This is a genomic window from Escherichia albertii (genome assembly GCF_028622335.1).
Classification (GTDB): Bacteria; Pseudomonadota; Gammaproteobacteria; order Enterobacterales; family Enterobacteriaceae; genus Escherichia; species Escherichia albertii.
The window spans coordinates 1,414,407-1,431,738 of record NZ_CP117568.1; the positions used below are offsets into that span (position 1 = coordinate 1,414,407).

The 17,332-nt window shown below is 49.0% G+C and carries 20 protein-coding genes; 4 read left to right on the forward strand and 16 right to left on the reverse strand.

Translation table 11 applies throughout. The features are described 5' to 3' along the window. Nucleotides 1–29: 29 nt before the first annotated feature. From PS053_RS06905 to PS053_RS06925, 5 genes are all read right to left on the reverse strand, one after another. The gene (locus PS053_RS06905; RefSeq protein WP_000593042.1) at nt 30–983 is read right to left on the reverse strand and encodes a transketolase family protein; all 954 of its coding nucleotides are present in this window, start codon (nt 981–983) and stop codon (nt 30–32) included. Next, nucleotides 976–1,806, reverse strand: a complete 831-nt coding sequence (locus tag PS053_RS06910) for a transketolase (protein ID WP_001102826.1) — start codon at nt 1,804–1,806, stop codon at nt 976–978. Before PS053_RS06910 ends, PS053_RS06905 begins: the two co-directional genes overlap by 8 nt. Next, nucleotides 1,803–3,191 (reverse strand): PTS ascorbate transporter subunit IIC, encoded by a 1,389-nt coding sequence (locus tag PS053_RS06915; RefSeq protein WP_000470234.1) that lies wholly within the window; start codon nt 3,189–3,191, stop codon nt 1,803–1,805. The genes PS053_RS06910 and PS053_RS06915 overlap by 4 nt, the downstream gene beginning before the upstream one ends. Nucleotides 3,192–3,213: 22 nt before the next feature. Next, nucleotides 3,214–3,486: a PTS sugar transporter subunit IIB gene (locus PS053_RS06920; RefSeq protein WP_000699817.1), complete on the reverse strand. Its 273-nt coding sequence runs from the start codon at nt 3,484–3,486 to the stop codon at nt 3,214–3,216. Nucleotides 3,487–3,565: 79 nt separating this feature from the next. Then, entirely contained in the window at nt 3,566–4,009 is a 444-nt protein-coding gene (locus PS053_RS06925; RefSeq protein ID WP_256879000.1) for a PTS sugar transporter subunit IIA, read from the reverse strand. Nucleotides 4,010–4,260: 251 nt separating this feature from the next. Here PS053_RS06925 and PS053_RS06930 point away from each other — a divergent pair, with 251 nt between their 5' ends. After that, complete coding sequence (locus tag PS053_RS06930; protein WP_001018810.1) at nt 4,261–5,280, forward strand: LacI family DNA-binding transcriptional regulator; 1,020 nt, start codon at nt 4,261–4,263, stop codon at nt 5,278–5,280. Between the two features lie 6 nt (nt 5,281–5,286). Here PS053_RS06930 and yfcD read toward each other — a convergent pair whose 3' ends face one another. Next, on the reverse strand, nt 5,287–5,835 hold the full coding sequence (gene yfcD, locus PS053_RS06935; protein ID WP_000437929.1) for an NUDIX hydrolase YfcD: 549 nt from the start codon (nt 5,833–5,835) through the stop codon (nt 5,287–5,289). A 58-nt stretch (nt 5,836–5,893) separates the two neighbouring features. Beyond that, a complete protein-coding gene (gene yfcE / locus PS053_RS06940; RefSeq protein WP_002461696.1) occupies nt 5,894–6,445 on the reverse strand; it encodes a phosphodiesterase in 552 nt (183 codons plus the stop codon). A 427-nt stretch (nt 6,446–6,872) separates the two neighbouring features. Between yfcE and yfcG the strand changes: the two genes are divergently transcribed. Genes yfcG through PS053_RS06955 form a run of 3 tightly spaced genes read left to right on the forward strand, consistent with a single transcriptional unit; the run spans nt 6,873 to nt 8,853 of the window. Next, on the forward strand, nt 6,873–7,520 hold the full coding sequence (gene yfcG / locus PS053_RS06945; RefSeq protein WP_059217374.1) for a GSH-dependent disulfide bond oxidoreductase: 648 nt from the start codon (nt 6,873–6,875) through the stop codon (nt 7,518–7,520). Nucleotides 7,521–7,576: 56 nt separating this feature from the next. Further along, the gene (gene folX, locus PS053_RS06950) at nt 7,577–7,939 is read left to right on the forward strand and encodes a dihydroneopterin triphosphate 2'-epimerase (RefSeq protein ID WP_000068455.1); all 363 of its coding nucleotides are present in this window, start codon (nt 7,577–7,579) and stop codon (nt 7,937–7,939) included. Between the two features lie 20 nt (nt 7,940–7,959). After that, nucleotides 7,960–8,853: a TIGR01777 family oxidoreductase gene (locus tag PS053_RS06955; protein WP_059223841.1), complete on the forward strand. Its 894-nt coding sequence runs from the start codon at nt 7,960–7,962 to the stop codon at nt 8,851–8,853. Between the two features lie 47 nt (nt 8,854–8,900). Here PS053_RS06955 and PS053_RS06960 read toward each other — a convergent pair whose 3' ends face one another. The 9 genes from PS053_RS06960 to cvpA all read right to left on the reverse strand — a co-directional run bounded on the left by PS053_RS06960 (nt 8,901) and on the right by cvpA (nt 17,013). Next, nucleotides 8,901–9,803 (reverse strand): Rpn family recombination-promoting nuclease/putative transposase, encoded by a 903-nt coding sequence (locus tag PS053_RS06960; RefSeq protein ID WP_151401207.1) that lies wholly within the window; start codon nt 9,801–9,803, stop codon nt 8,901–8,903. A 196-nt stretch (nt 9,804–9,999) separates the two neighbouring features. Next, nucleotides 10,000–10,773 carry a histidine ABC transporter ATP-binding protein HisP gene (gene hisP, locus PS053_RS06965; protein ID WP_256878999.1) on the reverse strand — a complete coding sequence of 258 codons (774 nt, stop codon included), beginning with the start codon at nt 10,771–10,773 and terminating at the stop codon, nt 10,000–10,002. Nucleotides 10,774–10,780: 7 nt separating this feature from the next. Beyond that, a complete protein-coding gene (locus PS053_RS06970) occupies nt 10,781–11,497 on the reverse strand; it encodes an ABC transporter permease (protein WP_000569948.1) in 717 nt (238 codons plus the stop codon). Continuing rightward, complete coding sequence (hisQ, locus tag PS053_RS06975) at nt 11,494–12,180, reverse strand: histidine ABC transporter permease HisQ (RefSeq protein ID WP_000965524.1); 687 nt, start codon at nt 12,178–12,180, stop codon at nt 11,494–11,496. The genes PS053_RS06970 and hisQ overlap by 4 nt, the downstream gene beginning before the upstream one ends. Nucleotides 12,181–12,269: 89 nt before the next feature. Then, entirely contained in the window at nt 12,270–13,052 is a 783-nt protein-coding gene (hisJ, locus tag PS053_RS06980) for a histidine ABC transporter substrate-binding protein HisJ (RefSeq protein ID WP_044708932.1), read from the reverse strand. Between the two features lie 219 nt (nt 13,053–13,271). Beyond that, the gene (argT, locus tag PS053_RS06985; RefSeq protein ID WP_000748233.1) at nt 13,272–14,054 is read right to left on the reverse strand and encodes a lysine/arginine/ornithine ABC transporter substrate-binding protein ArgT; all 783 of its coding nucleotides are present in this window, start codon (nt 14,052–14,054) and stop codon (nt 13,272–13,274) included. 252 nt (nt 14,055–14,306) lie between these two features. Next, a complete protein-coding gene (gene ubiX / locus PS053_RS06990; protein WP_000825696.1) occupies nt 14,307–14,876 on the reverse strand; it encodes a flavin prenyltransferase UbiX in 570 nt (189 codons plus the stop codon). 94 nt (nt 14,877–14,970) lie between these two features. After that, a complete protein-coding gene (purF, locus tag PS053_RS06995) occupies nt 14,971–16,488 on the reverse strand; it encodes an amidophosphoribosyltransferase (RefSeq protein WP_000334210.1) in 1,518 nt (505 codons plus the stop codon). Nucleotides 16,489–16,524: 36 nt separating this feature from the next. Beyond that, a complete protein-coding gene (cvpA, locus tag PS053_RS07000) occupies nt 16,525–17,013 on the reverse strand; it encodes a colicin V production protein (protein ID WP_000262113.1) in 489 nt (162 codons plus the stop codon). Nucleotides 17,014–17,332: the final 319 nt, after the last annotated feature.

A 17,332-nucleotide genomic window follows, 5' to 3' on the forward strand; every position in this document is an offset into this window, starting at 1 on the left:
TTGCCAGTCTCTCTGGCAAGGGGAACTGATTACAATAACTCTCTGGCTGCCGCTACAATATCATGCGCTGTTAATCCGTACTCTCTCTGTAAAAAGTCCTGAGTTCCTACCTGACCATAGCGCTCCTTCACCCCCACGCGACGCATCGGTACCGGACAGCTTTCGACCAGGACCTCCGCAACAGCCGATCCCAGTCCATTGTGAATACTGTGGTTTTCACAAGTCACAATACGCCCTGTTTTCTCGGCATAATTTCTAATCAACATGCGATCCACAGGTTTAAGGGTAAACATATCAATCACCGCGGCACTCACGCCACTCTGCTCCAGTTGACGTGCAGCCTCCAGAGCTTCCGCAACCATAATGCCATTAGCAATCAGCGTGATATCAGTGCCTTCACGCAGGACATTCCCCTTACCAATGGAAAATGTTGTTCCTGGCGCATAGATACTTGTCGCTTGCTTGCGGATCGTACGAACCCAGTAAAAACCATCAAGCGCCACAAGCTGGCGTAAAATATCACTAAACATCACCGCATCGGTCATTTCCAGCACCACCGAATGCGCCAGCCCACGCACAATTCCCATGTCTTCAAACGACATATGTGTTCCGCCGTTGTGACAGGCAGTAACGCCTGCATCGGAAGCGATCACTTTGACATTGCCACGTTGGTAATCGAGCGACATAAATAACTGATCAAAACATCGACGGCTGGCGAATGCGGTAAAAGTGTGCACAAATGGCTTGCGACCAGTCAACGCCAGACCTGCTGCTGTACCAATAACATTGGCTTCCATAATGCCGCAGTTGATTACCTGCTGTGGATAATCCCGCGCCACGCTATCCATTGCCATGGAGCTCATTAAATCCGCTTCAAGGGCAATGACAGCACTATCAGTCTCAATCTGCTGCGCGATGAATCCGGCATAGACTTTGCGCATTTCAATACTGTCTTTTTGTCCTGCAGGTGCGAGCTTAATCATGCATGGCCTCCAGTTGGCGAATAGTTTCGTTTAACGTCTCCTTCATTTCTGGCGTCAGACGCAGGTGATGAGAATTGCTAAGTTGCTCAAGGTACGGCACGCCCTGCCCTTTAATGGTATCAAGGATGACAACAAGTGGTCTGGCATCTGCCGGCCTGACAGGTTTCACTACCCGCACTAACTCATTAATGTCATCGCCTTTTACCGTTATGACATCAAAACCAAAAGCACGGAATTTCGCTTCTAAATCAAATGGATTGATAATCTTATCCAGTTCGCCATCAAGTTGTTGTTTATTCCAGTCGATGAAAACCGTGAGATTATTCAGTCGATGGTGAGCAATAAACTGGAAGGCTTCCCAGCACTGGCCTTCATTAAGCTCTCCGTCGCCGACAATACAAAAAACCCGATTACGGCGCCCCGCCAGTTTATGGGAGAGCGCCATCCCACCAGCAATAGATATCCCCTGCCCCAGCGATCCTGTAGTGGCATCCACACCGCGAGTTTTTAATCTGTCGGGATGACTTGGTAAACGTGTACCGTTCTGATTTAAGGTTCTTAATTCTTCCAGAGGAAAATAACCTTTCAGCGCCAGAGTGCTATAAAGAGCCGGCCCTGCATGTCCTTTCGACAACACAAAGTAGTCACGCTCAGGCCAGTCAGGATCCGCAGGATCAATTTTCATCACTACGCCATACAGTACCGCCAGCGTTTCAACCACCGACATACAGCCGCCATAATGGCCAAAACCAAGATGATTCAGCGATTTAAGTGTTTCGGTGCGAATATCCCGTGCAAATTGAGTGACTTCTCTGACATTCATGATTTGGCTCCACTCGTCTCTTGCGCCTTAGTAGCGACTTTATTTTTGGCAAAAATATTCCAGGCGACCAGCAATACAAACAGCGCTACCACAACCCCCGTAATCGCAAAAGGAGAGAGATATCGCGCAAGGTTGCCAAGAACGATGCCGACAGCACCAAAATCAGCATCAGAAAACGTGGTATTGGCAAACCCAATCGCCCCGAGAACAGGCAGTAGCAACACAGGCAAGAAGGTAATCAATAACCCATTCGCAAACGCCCCGATCATTGCACCGCGACGTCCGCCTGTAGCGTTACCAAATACGCCTGCAGTCGCACCGGTGAAGAAGTGGGGAACGACACCAGGAAGGATCAGCACCAGCTTCATCTGCCCCAACAAAAATAGCCCCACCAAACCGCCAAGAAAGCTAAACAAGAAACCAACTAATACTGCGTTTGGCGCATACGGATACACAACCGGGCAATCGAGGGCTGGACGGGCATTCGGTACCAACTTTTCCGAGAACCCGGTAAATGCAGGTACAATTTCCGCGAGAATTAAACGTACACCTTGCAGAATGATAAATACGCCAGCAGCGAAGGTGATGGCCATAATGATGGCGTAGACAAGGTAGTTTTGACCGCCACTGAACTGGCTTTCAACGTACTCACGCCCGGCACTGATCGCCATGATCAGATAAATCACCATCATCGTAAGAGAAATAGAGATGGAACTGTCGCGCAGGAAGCTCAGATTTTTGGGCAAGTTCATCTCTTCGGTGGAGCGGGAACCTTTACCGCACACGCTGCCAATCCAGCCAGAGAGCACATATCCCAGAGTACCAAAGTGACCAAAAGCGATTTCATCATTCCCGGTAATACGCCTCATATAGCGTTGGGCCAACGCCGGGAAAAATGCCATCACCAGTCCCAGAATAAGAGAACCGGTAAAGACCAGTGAAATCCCTTCAAAACCCGCCACCGTAAGAATGACGCCAATCATGCAGGCCATATAAAAGGTGTGGTGCCCGGTCAGGAAGATATATTTCAGGCGCGTAAATCTGGCGACAATAATATTAGCCACCATACCAAATGCCATAATTAACGCCGTAGAAGCGCCATATTTTTCCAGCGCAATTGAAACTATCGCTTCATTATTTGGGATAATCCCCTGAATATTAAAAGCATGTTCAAACATACTTCCCAGTGGATTTAACGACCCGACCAGGACCGTTGCGCCGCCACCCAGTACAATAAATCCAAGGATAGTTTTAATTGTGCCTTTAACAACATCAGAAAAAGCTTTTTTCTGCGCAACCAGGCCAATTAAGGCAATCAACCCAACCAGTACCGAGGGTACTTTCAGGATATCAACAACAAAATTCAGCGTTTCAAGGATAAACATATCCACCTCGCTTCAATCAGAATTATCGTTTGGCGAACCAGTTGCGCAGTTGCGTTTCGAGTTCATTAATGTCAATGATGTTGTTGATAACCACCAGTTGACCTTCCGGCACGCTGGCGCTGGCTGCAATATCTTTCGCCATCACAAACAAATCGGCTGCGCCTGGAGTTGCAGATGAAAGATCGGAGTGTTCCACTTCCGCATCTATCTCCATTTTTTTCAGGATCTTTTTAATATTCATTTCAACCATAAAACTACTACCAAGCCCCGACCCGCAAATAGCCATGATTTTCATTGTATTCACCATTTTAATTTGTAGAGGTTCCCATCACGCAATGGCGTAATGTTGTGAAAAGATTGAATTTATAATGTAATTAGAATCGTGAAATTATCGTTTTTATTTCCTCCAGGTTACGAGCCTGATGTAATTCCTGTAAATCTTTTTCACTGGAGAATAACTCAGCCAGTGCAGATATCATTTCGATATGACTGTGTTTGTCTGGTGCGGCAAGTAAAACGATGACATCTACAGGATCAAATTCCTCGGCATTAAAACTGACACCTTCTTCGAGTTTTAATAATGATAACCCTAACCCTTTAGCCCCTTCTTCCGGTCGTGCATGAGGCATCGCCAATCCCGGCGCCAGAACATAATAGGGTCCCAATTTTTCATGCTGTTTTTTGATTGCAGTAAGATAATCCGTTGTAATAAGTCCAGCGTCCAGTAACGGTTTGCCGCAAATATCCAATGCCTGTTGCCAGGAGTCGACACTCTTACGCAATACAATTGTTGAATCAGAAAGCCAGGTATTAAGCACTTGTCCTCCTCATTTCCCGTATCAATGAGCAGACTTTAAGCAAGCAACGGCGGCATATCTGAGATCAATCTCACAAAGATAGCGCTATCAATATGTATCATTCATATTTGTGATAGCGCTATCAAAACGGATTTCACTGATGAAATCCAAGCTTCCGGCAGAAATTAAGAGGTATACTCTGCTACCAACAGGAAGCCGTCGATGACAAGCAAAAAAAGATCTCCATATGTAGTCGCTGAGCAGGATTTTGTATGGCAATAACCCGAAAACGTCGCAGTACAGGTAAAGTCACTATCGCCGATGTCGCGCAACTCGCAGGCGTTGGCACAATGACGGTATCCAGGGCGTTACGTACGCCTGAACAAGTTTCCGATAAACTACGAGAGAAGATCGAAGCCGCTGTAAATGAACTGGGGTATATGCCTAATCTCACTGCAAGTGCGCTGGCATCGGCATCCTCTCATACTATTGCGATGGTCGTCCCCAATCTGGCCGAAGCGGGATGTACAGAAATGTTTGCCGGACTGCAACATGTGCTACAGCCTGCGGGATATCAGATAATCCTGGCCGAATCACGTCACCGCCTGGAACAAGAAGAAAAAGTGCTGGAAACTCTGCTGGCGTCGAATATCGCCGCAGCTATTTTGCTCAGTGTTGAGCATAGCGATACCGTGCGCAACTGGCTCAAAAATGCTTCAATTCCCGTTATGGAAATCGGCGCCATTCGTACCGACCCGATTGATATGAACATTGGTATTGATAATGTCGCTGCGATGTTCGAACTGACAGATATGCTGGTACAACGTGGTTATCAGAATATCGGCCTGCTGTGCGCTAACCAGGAACAGTGGATCTTTCAGCAACATTTACAGGGATGGTATAAAGCCATGTTGCGCCATCATATGTCTCCCAACCGCGTTATTAACGCCGCGCTGCCACCGGTATTTTCCACCGGGGCGTCACAATTGCCGGAATTTTTACTCGCATGGCCGGAACTGGACGCTCTGGTATGTGTGTCTGATGAACTGGCCTGTGGTGTTTTGTATGAATGTCAGCGAAGACGCATCAAAGTACCTGACGATCTCGCCGTAGTAGGATTTGGCGACAGTGATGTTAGCAAAGTTTGCCAGCCCCCGTTAACGACAATGACCGTTCCTCATCGGAAAATTGGTCTGGAGGCAGGGAAGGCTTTACTGGAACGAATTAAAGAAGGTAACTGGAGCGATCGAAAACCCATCGCTCCCAGTTTGTGCTTACGAGAAAGTTGCTGAAACTTATTAAGCCTCTTCCGAATCTTCTTGAATTTCTAGTTCATTCCTGACGTTACGCTTCATCCACAGCGCCAGAGCTTTCAGTGAATCTGGCGTGAATTCATCGCAACGAGCGGTGATTTCTTCCGGGGTCAGCCAGCATACCTCACTAATTTCATCTTCCTGAAGGGCGAAGGGGCCGTGAGAAACACAGCTAAACAACGCGCCCCAAACCCGGCAATTTTTATCCTCAAAATAGAACTGACCGTGCTCAGCAAAGGGAACTCCGGCAATGCCCAACTCTTCTTCCGCCTCGCGGCGTGCGGATTCCAGCAGTTGCTCATCAGCCTGAACTACACCACCTGCCGTAGCATCTAACATCCCAGGTAAAAAGTCTTTTGTCTCGGTACGACGCTGAACCAGAATTTTGCCCATGCCATCATGCACTACAATGTAAGTTGCACGATGACGCAGACACTCTGCTCGCATCTGTTCCCGGCTGGCTTGTGCAATGACTTCATTCTCTTCATTGACAATATCCACCCATTCAGTACTTGCCAAACGACGCTGTTCCATTATCAGGAAACCTTCTTTTTCTGGCGCTCTTACGGCGCATTTTGAGTTGTTGGGTAAATTACGGATTAATCGCAACCTGCGCAATGATACTTTGATCATTGAGTGCGATTACACTTAAAACGCCATCTTCCAACATGCCGTAGCTTGCCGGAAAACCGCCTTTCGGAATGCTCACCGAACCGGGGTTAAAGTGGAAAATTTCTCCCCGCTGTTCCGCGACCGGCAGATGGGTGTGTCCATACACCAAAACATCATTCTGGTTTAAAGCAGGCAGATTATCCGGGCCAAACAGATGACCATGCGTTAGAAACAGTCGTTGTTTTTCCATTAACACCTGTTGCCATGGCGCAGTCATCGGGAAATGCAGCAGCATCTGATCCACTTCGCTGTCGCAGTTGCCACGCACTGCGATAATTTTATGCGCCACTTCATTTAACCGCTCGGCTACCTTTGCTGGCGCATACCCTTCAGGCAGTGCGTTTCGCGGGCCATGATTCAGCACATCGCCGAGAATCACCAGCCACTGAGCACCGCTTTGGGCAAATAAATCAAGAACACGTTCCGTCGCCGGTAACGACCCATGAATGTCCGATGCAAACATCAGTTTCATCACTCACTCCTCGTCGAAAAAACGTAAGCTATAATACTGGATTCTGCTGCCGCTATCAGCCAGATTGCTTCGCTGAAAGTGCAATAAAACGCTGAACGGAAGCCCTCTGCTACCGGAGTGCCGCATAATCCACCAACCGATCCGACACGTTGCCGCCAACGGCCCATAGCCTTGCCATGCGGACTGTAAATATTCACCAGGATCAATAGACTGCGGGTCTTTCTCCAGCAACTCCCCCTGGCGGATAATACATGACGGGCACCTGACCAACATGTAATAGCGGATTCACTCATTATATCCCCGGCGATAAATGGGCTTGCTATCAAACTATAGAGCTTTTTCACCACTGTCATGTGACGAAAAATCACGCAAATCGCCACGCTTTCTATACTTAAGGTGTTCTGATTATTAGACAACCGGAGCCGCGATGCTCGATCTCTATTTCGCCCCAACACCGAATGGTCAAAAAATTACGTTGTTTCTTGAAGAAGCAAGACTGGACTATCGCTTAATCAACGTCGACCTCGGTAAAGGCAGCCAGTTTCGCCCGGAGTTTTTGCGTATTTCGCCCAACAATAAAATTCCGGCAATTGTTGATCACGCGCCAGACGATGGCGGCGAGCCGTTAAGCCTCTTTGAGTCCGGTGCAATTCTGTTGTATCTGGCAGAGAAAACGGGACTCTTTTTGAGTCACGAACCGCGTGAACGCGCCGCCACATTACAGTGGTTATTCTGGCAGGTTGGCGGACTGGGTCCGATGCTCGGACAAAACCATCATTTCAATCATGCTGCACCACAGACCATTCCTTATGCCATTGAGCGTTACCAGGTAGAAACCCTGCGCCTTTATCATGTCATGAACAAGCGTCTGGAAAACTCGCCCTGGTTGGGCGGCGAAAATTACAGCATTGCAGATATTGCCTGCTGGCCGTGGGTGAATGCATGGCTCCGCCAGCGAATTGATCTCACGATGTATCCGGCGGTAAAGAACTGGTATGAGCGAATCCGTTCTCGTCCGGCTACCAACCAGGCACAGCTAAAAGCTCAACTCAATGATGAAATTTCGAATGGTTAACAAATAAAGGTTCTCGTGTATTATTTCGGTCTAAGTAAAACAACGGAGAACCTGCAATGGCACAACCTGCCGCTATTATTCGTATAAAGAACCTTCGTTTACGTACGTTTATCGGAATTAAAGACGAAGAGATTAACAATCGTCAGGATATTGTTATCAATGTCACTATCCACTACCCCGCCGATAAAGCACGCACCAGCGAAGATATTAACGACGCACTGAATTACCGCACCGTCACCAAAAACATCATTCAGCACGTTGAAAATAACCGCTTCTCTTTGCTGGAAAAATTAACTCAGGATGTGCTCGACATCGCACGTGAACATCACTGGGTGACGTATGCTGAAGTGGAGATCGATAAACCTCACGCGCTGCGCTACGCCGACTCAGTATCAATGACCTTGAGCTGGCAGCGCTGACCGCCATATCGGGAGGCAGCATGAACATAGTGATCACCGGAGGAACGGGATTAATGGGTCGCCATTTGATTCCGCGTTTGCTGGAGCTGGGACATCAAATCACGGTAGTGACGCGTAACCCGCCGAAAGCCAGCTCCGTTCTCGGTCCCCGGGTGACACTATGGCAAGGGCTTGCCGATCAAAGCAACCTCAACGACGTTGATGCGGTAATCAACCTGGCCGGAGAACCGATTGCCGATAAACGCTGGACTCACGAGCAAAAAGAGCGTCTTTGCCAAAGCCGCTGGAGTATCACACAAAAACTGGTGGAGTTAATTAACGCCAGCAATACGCCGCCGTCAGTGTTTATTTCGGGTTCGGCGACGGGTTATTACGGCGATCTGGGGGAAGTGGTCGTCACTGAAGAAGAACCGCCGCATAACGAATTTACCCATAAACTCTGCGCCCGTTGGGAGGAAATTGCCTGTCGGGCGCAAAGCGACAAAACGCGCGTGTGCCTGTTGCGTACCGGCGTGGTGCTGGCACCTGATGGCGGTATCCTCGGCAAAATGTTACCGCCGTTTCGCCTCGGTTTAGGCGGCCCGATAGGTTCCGGTCGGCAGTATCTGGCCTGGATTCATATCGATGATATGGTCAACGGTATTCTCTGGCTGCTGGATAACGAGCTGCGCGGGCCGTTTAATATGGTTTCGCCCTACCCGGTACGCAATGAACAATTTGCCCATGCGCTCGGTCATGCACTGCATCGCCCGGCGATTATACGCGCCCCCGCGACCGCCATTCGGTTGTTAATGGGCGAATCTTCAGTACTGGTGTTAGGTGGACAACGCGCACTTCCTAAAAGGCTGGAAGAAGCGGGTTTTGCGTTTCGCTGGTACGATTTAGACGAGGCGCTGGCGGATGTCGTTCGCTGATGTGGTTTACTGCAAACATCCGCCAGTTAACTCCCGGTGTTATAGGGTTAGTGGCTTTGCGCGATAAGATCGTCTGGCGAAAGTCGGGTCAGCGTCAGGATGACTTCGTGGTCAAATCCTTTTTCCAGCATCTCCTGAGCAATACGCAGGGCTTCTTCGCGTTTGCCCAGAATTAATCCGTCATTCCGCCCTTCTTCACGTAATCTGTCAGCAATGGTCATCAGTTTCTCCTTTTCTTGTGGTGCGCGTTCTGTTATCTCACCAATAAATGCACGGAAACGCTGGGCATCCCCCGTTTGTAATACGTAATTAAACAGGGCTTTTAGCTGTCTGTCATTAGTGTTCCCTGTAACTAGCAGCGAAACAATTTGGTCGACTAATCCCAACAGATCGCGCTGACGAATATGTTTCTGAATTAACTCCAGTAACGCCATTTTGCGATGTTGCATAATCTCGTCATCTGGCACCACGGTAATATCCACCAGCGGAAAAGCCGATGAATAAATTTTGCGGGCAATCGCAGGCTCGGCAAATTCATCAAGCCAGCAGAGAGAATAAGGATAAGGACTTCTGCAACCATGATAAAACAGCATCGGGATCACCAAAGGCAGTTCTTTATAGCCTGCATCAAGATGGTTTTGCATCGCAGCAATGGAATAGCGCATCATGCGAAAAGCCATTAATTCTTCCGGCTTACTTTGGTGCTCTATCACTACATAAATATAACCCGCTCCCTCCTGCGTTTTCACAGACCACAAGAGATCGGAATAATATTGCCGCAGGTCTTCATCAATAAAACTATTAGGCTCCAGTTTGAGCGTCGTTAAGTCACACAGTTTGCGCAGCGGTGCGGGAAGATGAATATCAATAAAATCCCGCGCGGTGTCTGGATGGCGTAAAAAAGATTTAAATACCGCATCATGCGGCGTGGAAGTTGTCGATATGGTCATGGCGTTCCGTCACCCCTCAAATTTAAGATGACGAGACAATAACCTCCCTTTATAAACAAGGCAGCAAGCAGTTTTTATATCTGGACAGCGAATTCAGAAGTATTTTTAGCGGATTGCAACTTTTACATTTCAACGGAAGCCAACTCGCAAATTAGCCATGAAAATACTCCGGCAGCGTTAACCACCGGAGAGGCAATTATTTCAGCGATCCCTTAAGGAACTGTTGCAAACGAGGGCCTTGCGGGTTGCCGAATAACTGCTCCGGCGCGCCTTCTTCTTCTATTTTTCCCTGATGGAGGAAAATAACATGAGTAGAAACATGGCGGGCAAAGCCCATTTCATGGGTTACCACCACCATGGTTTTCCCCTCTTCCGCCAGTTTTTGCATAATGCGCAGCACTTCGCCTACCAGTTCAGGATCGAGCGCCGAGGTAGGTTCATCAAACAGCAGAACTTCCGGTTCCATTGCCAGCGCCCGAGCAATGGAAACACGCTGTTGCTGACCGCCGGAAAGATGCACCGGATATTTCCCCTGCGCACGTTCGTCTATACCGACTTTCGCCAGATACTTCACCGCCCGCTCGCGTGCTTCCTGCTTGCTCAGGCCCAGCACCTGAATCGGCGCTTCCATGACGTTTTCCAGTACCGTCATATGGCTCCAGAGATTGAAGTGCTGGAACACCATAGTCAGACGCGTACGTAATAACCGTAACTGATTTTTATCGGCGACTTTAAGTTGACCGTCTTGATCACGTACCAGACTGATCGTCTGACCGTTAACCACGATCGAGCCTTCGCTTGGTTTTTCGAGGAAGTTAATGCAACGCAGAAAGGTACTTTTCCCCGATCCCGACGATCCGATGATGCTTATGACATCTCCGGCGTTTGCTTGCAACGAGACCCCTTTCAGCACTTCATGTTCGCCGTAGCGTTTGTGCAAATCGATAACGTTTAATTTATTCTCGGACATCGTATTCTCAGTGCGTTGAAGAAGGTTTCACATGCTGCAACCAGCGTTTTTCCGCTCTGCGAAAGAGGCTGATCAGGACATAAGAGATGATTAAATAGAGTACCGCGGCAATACCGAAGGCGGTAAAAGGTTGATAGGTCGCGGCATTGATATCACGGGCAATTTTCAGCAGATCCGGCACCGTGGCGGTAAATGCCAGCGCAGTCGAATGCAGCATCAGGATCACTTCGTTGCTATACGCCGGTAAAGCAATACGCAGCGCCGAAGGCAAAATAATGCAGCGATACATTTTAAAGGTCGAGAAGCCATAGGCTCTGGCGGCTTCAATTTCCCCATGCGGCACCGAACGGATTGCCCCGGCAAAAATCTCGGTGGTGTAAGCACAGGTGTTGAGCGTTAGCGCCAGCACGGTGCAGTTAAGGCCACTGCGGAAAAAAGCATTAAGGAATTCAGTTCCCTTAACAATCTCCAGCGTGTACATGCCGGAATAGAACACCAGCAACTGCACATACAGCGGCGTACCGCGAAAAATATAAGTAAATAGCCAAATCGGAAACTGAATATATTTATTACTGGAGACGCGACCAATCGCCAGAAACAGCGCCAGAATTCCGCCTATCACTACCGACAAAATCAACAACCATAGAGTGATCGCCACGCCAGTAAAGCGATAACCGTCGGTCCACAGTAGCGGTTTCCAGTATTCATGTAATATTTCGATCACAGGTCGGCCCTCTTCACACCCACAGAGTAGCGGCGCTCAAGGAACAGCAGCACACCATTGGAAACGGTAGTGAAAACCAGATAAATCACGCCGCAGACGATGGCGAAATAGAACGGTTCCCAGGTACTTTTGCCCGCCAGTTGCGTGGCTTTGACGACATCTTCCAGACCAAGTAACGAAACCAGGGCGGTAGATTTGAGGATCACCTGCCAGTTGTTGCCAATCCCCGGCAGGGCATAACGCATCATCGCCGGAAACATAATCCGCCGAAACACTTGCCAGCGAGTAAAGCCAAATGCCGTCGCCGCCTCTATATGCCCTTTCGGCACCGCCATAAACGCACCGCGAAATGTTTCAGTGAAGTAAGCGCCGTAGATAAAACCGAGAGTGATAATACCGGCAACCATCGGGTCGATATCAATCTGTCCGACGCCCATCGCCTCCGTCACCGTGTTTAACGCAATCTGCAAACCGTAGAAAATCAGCAGCATCAACACTAAATCCGGCACACCACGAATCAGTGTGGTGTAGCCTTCAAAAATCAGCCCCGAAAGCCGGTTTTGCGACAGCTTACCGCCAGCGCCAATTAAACCGATGATTACAGCAAGCACTACAGAGCTGATAGCCAGCTCCAGCGTGACAAGCGCCCCCTGTAAAATAACGCCTGAAAAACCATACAACATGCTGCCTGTCCTGTTGTGTGTGGTGAATTACCGCCTCTTGTCTCCCTCCGGCTCTTCGAAGGGAGCGGGCTTTCTTTCACCGATGGCGATTAACCACCATAAACATCAAAATCGAAGTACTTTTTCGCTAATTTCTCGTAAGTACCGTCAGCGCGCATTTCGGCAAAGGCTTTGTTCAGTGCCTCGCGCAGTTCGTTATCGTCTTTACGCAGGCCCATGCCGGTGCCTACGCCAAACAATTTTTCATCTTTAACAGACGGGCCGCCGAATTTGTAATCTTTACCCACTGGCTGCTTGAGGAAACCTTCGCTGGCGGCTACTTCGTCCTGGAACGCGGCATCAATGCGCCCGGCAGTCAGGTCAGAATAAATATTGTCCTGTCCCTGATAAGAGACAATTTCAATGCCTTTTGGCGCCCAGTACTCGTTACCGAACGTCTCCTGCGTGGTGCCCTGCAGTACCCCTACCCGCTTACCTTTCAATGATTCAACCGTCGGCTGAATGTCAGAATTTTTCGCGACCACCAGACGAGAATCGGCAGCGTACAGTTTGTCGGTGAAAGCAATTTCCTGCTGACGTTTTTCAGTGATGGAAAGCGATGACATGATGGCGTCTATCTTCTTCGCTTTTAATGACGGAATTAACGCATCCAGCGGATTCTCAACAAACGTACATTGCGTATTGATGCGTTTACACAGCTCTTTCGCCAGATCGATATCAAAGCCAACCAGCTCGCCTTGTGAATTTTTTGATTCAAATGGCGCATAAGTCGGATCCGTACCAATACGGATATTTTGTGGAATTGCAGCAAGCGCCGCAGTTGCACTCGATAAGGCCAGAACCAGAGAGAGCGATAGCACCCGTTTTTTCATAATGTCCTCAACTGACAGTCTTTTTATAGGGAATATTTACAGGTTTGTTACACTTATCGTGCCATAAAATTAACCAATAAGGCAAAGTGTCCGGGCCATCTTGTTGTATTATTTTGCATTAAAATTGCTTAAGTATGCATTTCAATGCACCACAATAGTGCAACAAACCTGAAGTGCCCCTGATGAATGTCCCATCAAGTGCAGCTTCCCGGCGGCGAATTAATCGCCGTAGACATTAAAGTCGAAGTACTTTTTCGCCATCTTGTCGTAAGTGCCATCCTGACGCAGCTCGCCAAGGGCTTTATCAAACGCGGCCTTCAGTTCTGTATCATCTTTACGCAACCCTACACCCGTACCATCGCCGAAGTATTTTTTGTCTTTTACCGATGGGCCTGCAAAGGCAAAATCTTTACCGGCTGGCTGCTTAAGGAAACCTTCACTGGCAGCCACTTCATCCTGAAGCGCAGCATCCAGGCGCCCAGCAGCAAGATCGGAATAGACCAGATCCTGGTTGGCATAAGCCACTACATCAATACCTTTACTACGCCAGTTATCATTGGCGTAAGCTTCCTGAGTAGAACCTTGCAGCACGCCCACATGTTTACCTTTCAGCGAATCCAGCGTTGGCTGGATCGGTGAACCTTTAGCAGCAATCAGACGAGAGTCCGCGGCATACAGCTTGTCGGAGAAGGCTATCTCCTGCTGGCGTTTATCGGTAATGGAGAGCGATGAAATAATGGCGTCGATTTTTTTCGCTTTCAGTGAGGGGATCAACGCATCAAAGTCACTGGCAACCCAGGTACATTTCACCTGCATCCGTTTGCACATCTCGTTACCGAGATCGATATCAAAGCCAACAAAATCACCTTTGGCATCTTTCGATGAGAACGGCGCATAAGTGGTATCCGTCCCGATACGTACCGTCTCCGGCAGCGCCGCGTAGCTGGAAGCAGCTGCGGAAATACCGACTAATAAAGACAGAGCGAGAATCGACTTCTTCATACATAACCCTCAAGTGAGATGGCTTTTTTATGTTGTGTGTTTGCAGGCTCGTTCATGCAGGTCTTATGCCATCTTACCGACAATCAAAACATTCGACGTTAAATATGTTAATAAGACGTTGCATTATTGTCCTGAAGTTGAAGATAGCAGGTATGTCGGTTGGATCGCAGCGTTTCGCTTCAATGACAGGAACAAAATGTTGAGGATTTGATCGCGGTTGCAAAATTGCCCTGAAACAGGGCAATTGTGGGATTATGCGCCCTGCCAGCGAGCAAAAAGATCTTCAGGAAGCGTTATGGCAAACTGGTCAAGAACACGGTTAACTGTCTGATTTATCACATCATCCAGCGATTGTGGGCGATGATAAAACGCCGGAACAGGCGGCATAATTACCGCACCAATTTCTGCCGCCTGAGTCATTAAACGCAGGTGGCCTAAGTGCAACGGTGTTTCACGCACACAAAGCACCAGCGGTCGACGCTCTTTCAGCACCACATCTGCCGCACGGGTCAGTAAGCCATCAGTATAGCTATGTACAATGCCGGAAAGGGTTTTGATTGAACAGGGTAAAATCACCATCCCCAGAGTCTGGAAAGAACCGGAAGAGATACTGGCGGCAATATCGCGCGCATCATGCGTGACATCAGCTAATGCCTGCACTTCGCGCAGGGAAAAATCCGTTTCGAGAGATAGGGTCTGGCGCGCCGACTGGCTCATCACCAGATGCGTTTCAACATCTGCGACATCACGCAGAACCTGCAATAAACGTACGCCATAAATCGCGCCGCTGGCACCGCTGATGCCCACAATAAGTCGTTTCATAAATAGTTGCCCTGTCAGACTTGCAGGCAGACTTTGCAGGATTTCGGCGGGAGTTGCAAGTCAGGGTGCCAGACCGACACCCTGAGCGAAGGTGTTATCCTTCGTTATGCATTTCCAGATTTTCCACTTCGTTCTGACGCTGCACCGCTTTAGCGTCGTCGTTACGTAAGGTATCGAGGAAATCGAGGTAGCCCTGATCAACATCTTTAGTCACATAGATGCCGTTAAACACCGAACATTCAAACTGCTGAATATCCGGGTTTTCAGCGCGAACGGCTTCGATCAGATCGTTCAGATCCTGGAAGATAAGTCCGTCAGCACCGATGATCTGCCGAATTTCATCCACTTCACGTCCATGAGCGATCAATTCGTTAGCGCTCGGCATATCAATACCGTAAACGTTCGGGAAGCGGATTTCCGGTGCCGCAGAAGCCAGGTAAACTTTCTTCGCTCCGGCCTCACGTGCCATTTCGATAATCTGTTCAGAGGTGGTGCCACGGACGATGGAGTCATCGACCAGCAGAACGTTTTTATCGCGGAACTCAGCGCGGTTGGCATTTAGTTTACGACGTACAGACTTACGACGCAGTTGCTGGCCTGGCATGATGAAGGTGCGACCAACATAGCGGTTTTTAACAAAGCCCTGGCGGTACGGTTTCCCCAGAATTCGGGCGATTTCCAGCGCAATATCGCAGGAAGTTTCTGGAATCGGGATCACCACGTCGATATCCAGATCTTCCCATTCGCGGGCAATTTTCTCGCCCAGTTTCGTGCCCATATTCACACGCGCGCTGTAAACGGAAATTTTGTCGATGAATGAATCCGGGCGAGCAAAGTAAACATACTCAAACAGGCACGGATTGCTGACCGGATTGTCAGCACACTGACGGGTAAACAACTGCCCTTCTTCAGTGATGTAAATCGCTTCGCCCGGTGCGACGTCACGCAGAAACTCAAAGCCCAGGGTGTCGAGCGCAACGCTTTCGGAGGCGACCATATATTCTGTGCGATTATCGTCAATATCGCGTTTTCCCAACACCAGCGGACGAATACCGTTAGGATCGCGAAAAGCAACCATACCGTGACCGATAATCATCGCCACGCAAGCATACGCACCGCGGATTAAGCGGTTTGTGGCAGCAATGGCGGCAAAAATATTGTCGGCTTCCAGCGGGTAATGGCGGAAGTTGTCCAGTTCACTGGCGAAGATATTGAGCAGAATTTCCGAGTCGGAAGTGGTGTTGATGTGGCGGCGTTTTTCTTCAAACAGCTTTTTACGCAACTCGTGAGCGTTGGTCAGATTGCCGTTGTGAGCAAGCGTGATGCCATACGGAGAGTTAACATAAAACGGCTGCGCTTCAGAAGCGCTGGAGCTGCCAGCCGTCGGGTAACGCACATGACCAATGCCCATATTGCCTTGCAAACGCTGCATATGGCGAGCATCAAATACATCACTCACCAGCCCGTTCGCTTTCCGCAAGCGGAAGCAGTTATTGGCATCAATGGTGATGATGCCGGCGGCATCCTGACCACGATGCTGAAGCACCGTTAAGGCATCATAAATCGACTGGTTAACCGGCATAACACCGGCGATACCGACAATACCGCACATACGTCTTTTTCCTCGTTAAGCCACATCTCAGAGCACTTACGCTCTGGGCAAGAAACTTGACGAGCTTTGCAGATAATCAAAAAACCATCTGATGATAAAACTGAACTGTGGGATCAGCTGTGATTTGCTCCAGTCTTCACTTTTCGATACCCCGGTAAAGGAGTCGAGAAAGAAAAGAATAGCGGCGACAATCAGCACACCACGCAATGCGCCGAAACAGACGCCCAGCACCCGATCGGTGCCTGACAACCCTGTTTTCTCCACTAACTGGCCTATCACAAAGTTCACGATAGCACCAACGATCAAAGTGGCGATAAACAGTACTGCAATGGCAATCCCATTTCGAACCAGTTCGTCTTCAAAGCCCGTAAACCAGACTGACAGGTAAGTGTAGTAATGGCTGGCGACAAAGAAAGCACAACCCCATGTCACCAGCGATAACGCTTCACGAACAAAGCCGCGGATCAGGCTTACCAGAGAGGAAAAAGCAATCACCGCGATTATGGCGTAATCAATCCAGACCATATGTGTCCCACGATTTTACGCCCTGTCATCCTGTTCGGGGCGCATTCTAACAGAAAAAGAAAACGTTTGCGTAGGGATTTCCTTCCCGCGCATCAATAAAAATGGCGCTGAAAAAATATTCAACGCCATCGACTTTTTATGCCTTTTGCGGCATTGGGCAACGGCTGTCGGATGCGGCGTAAACGCCTTATCCGATCTACGGGTCTATTCCAGCGTAGGCCTGATAAGACGCACCAGCGTCGCATCAGGCAATCACTGTCGGATGCGGCGTGAACGCCTTATCCGACCTACGGCTCAACCCCTGCGTAGGCCTGATAAG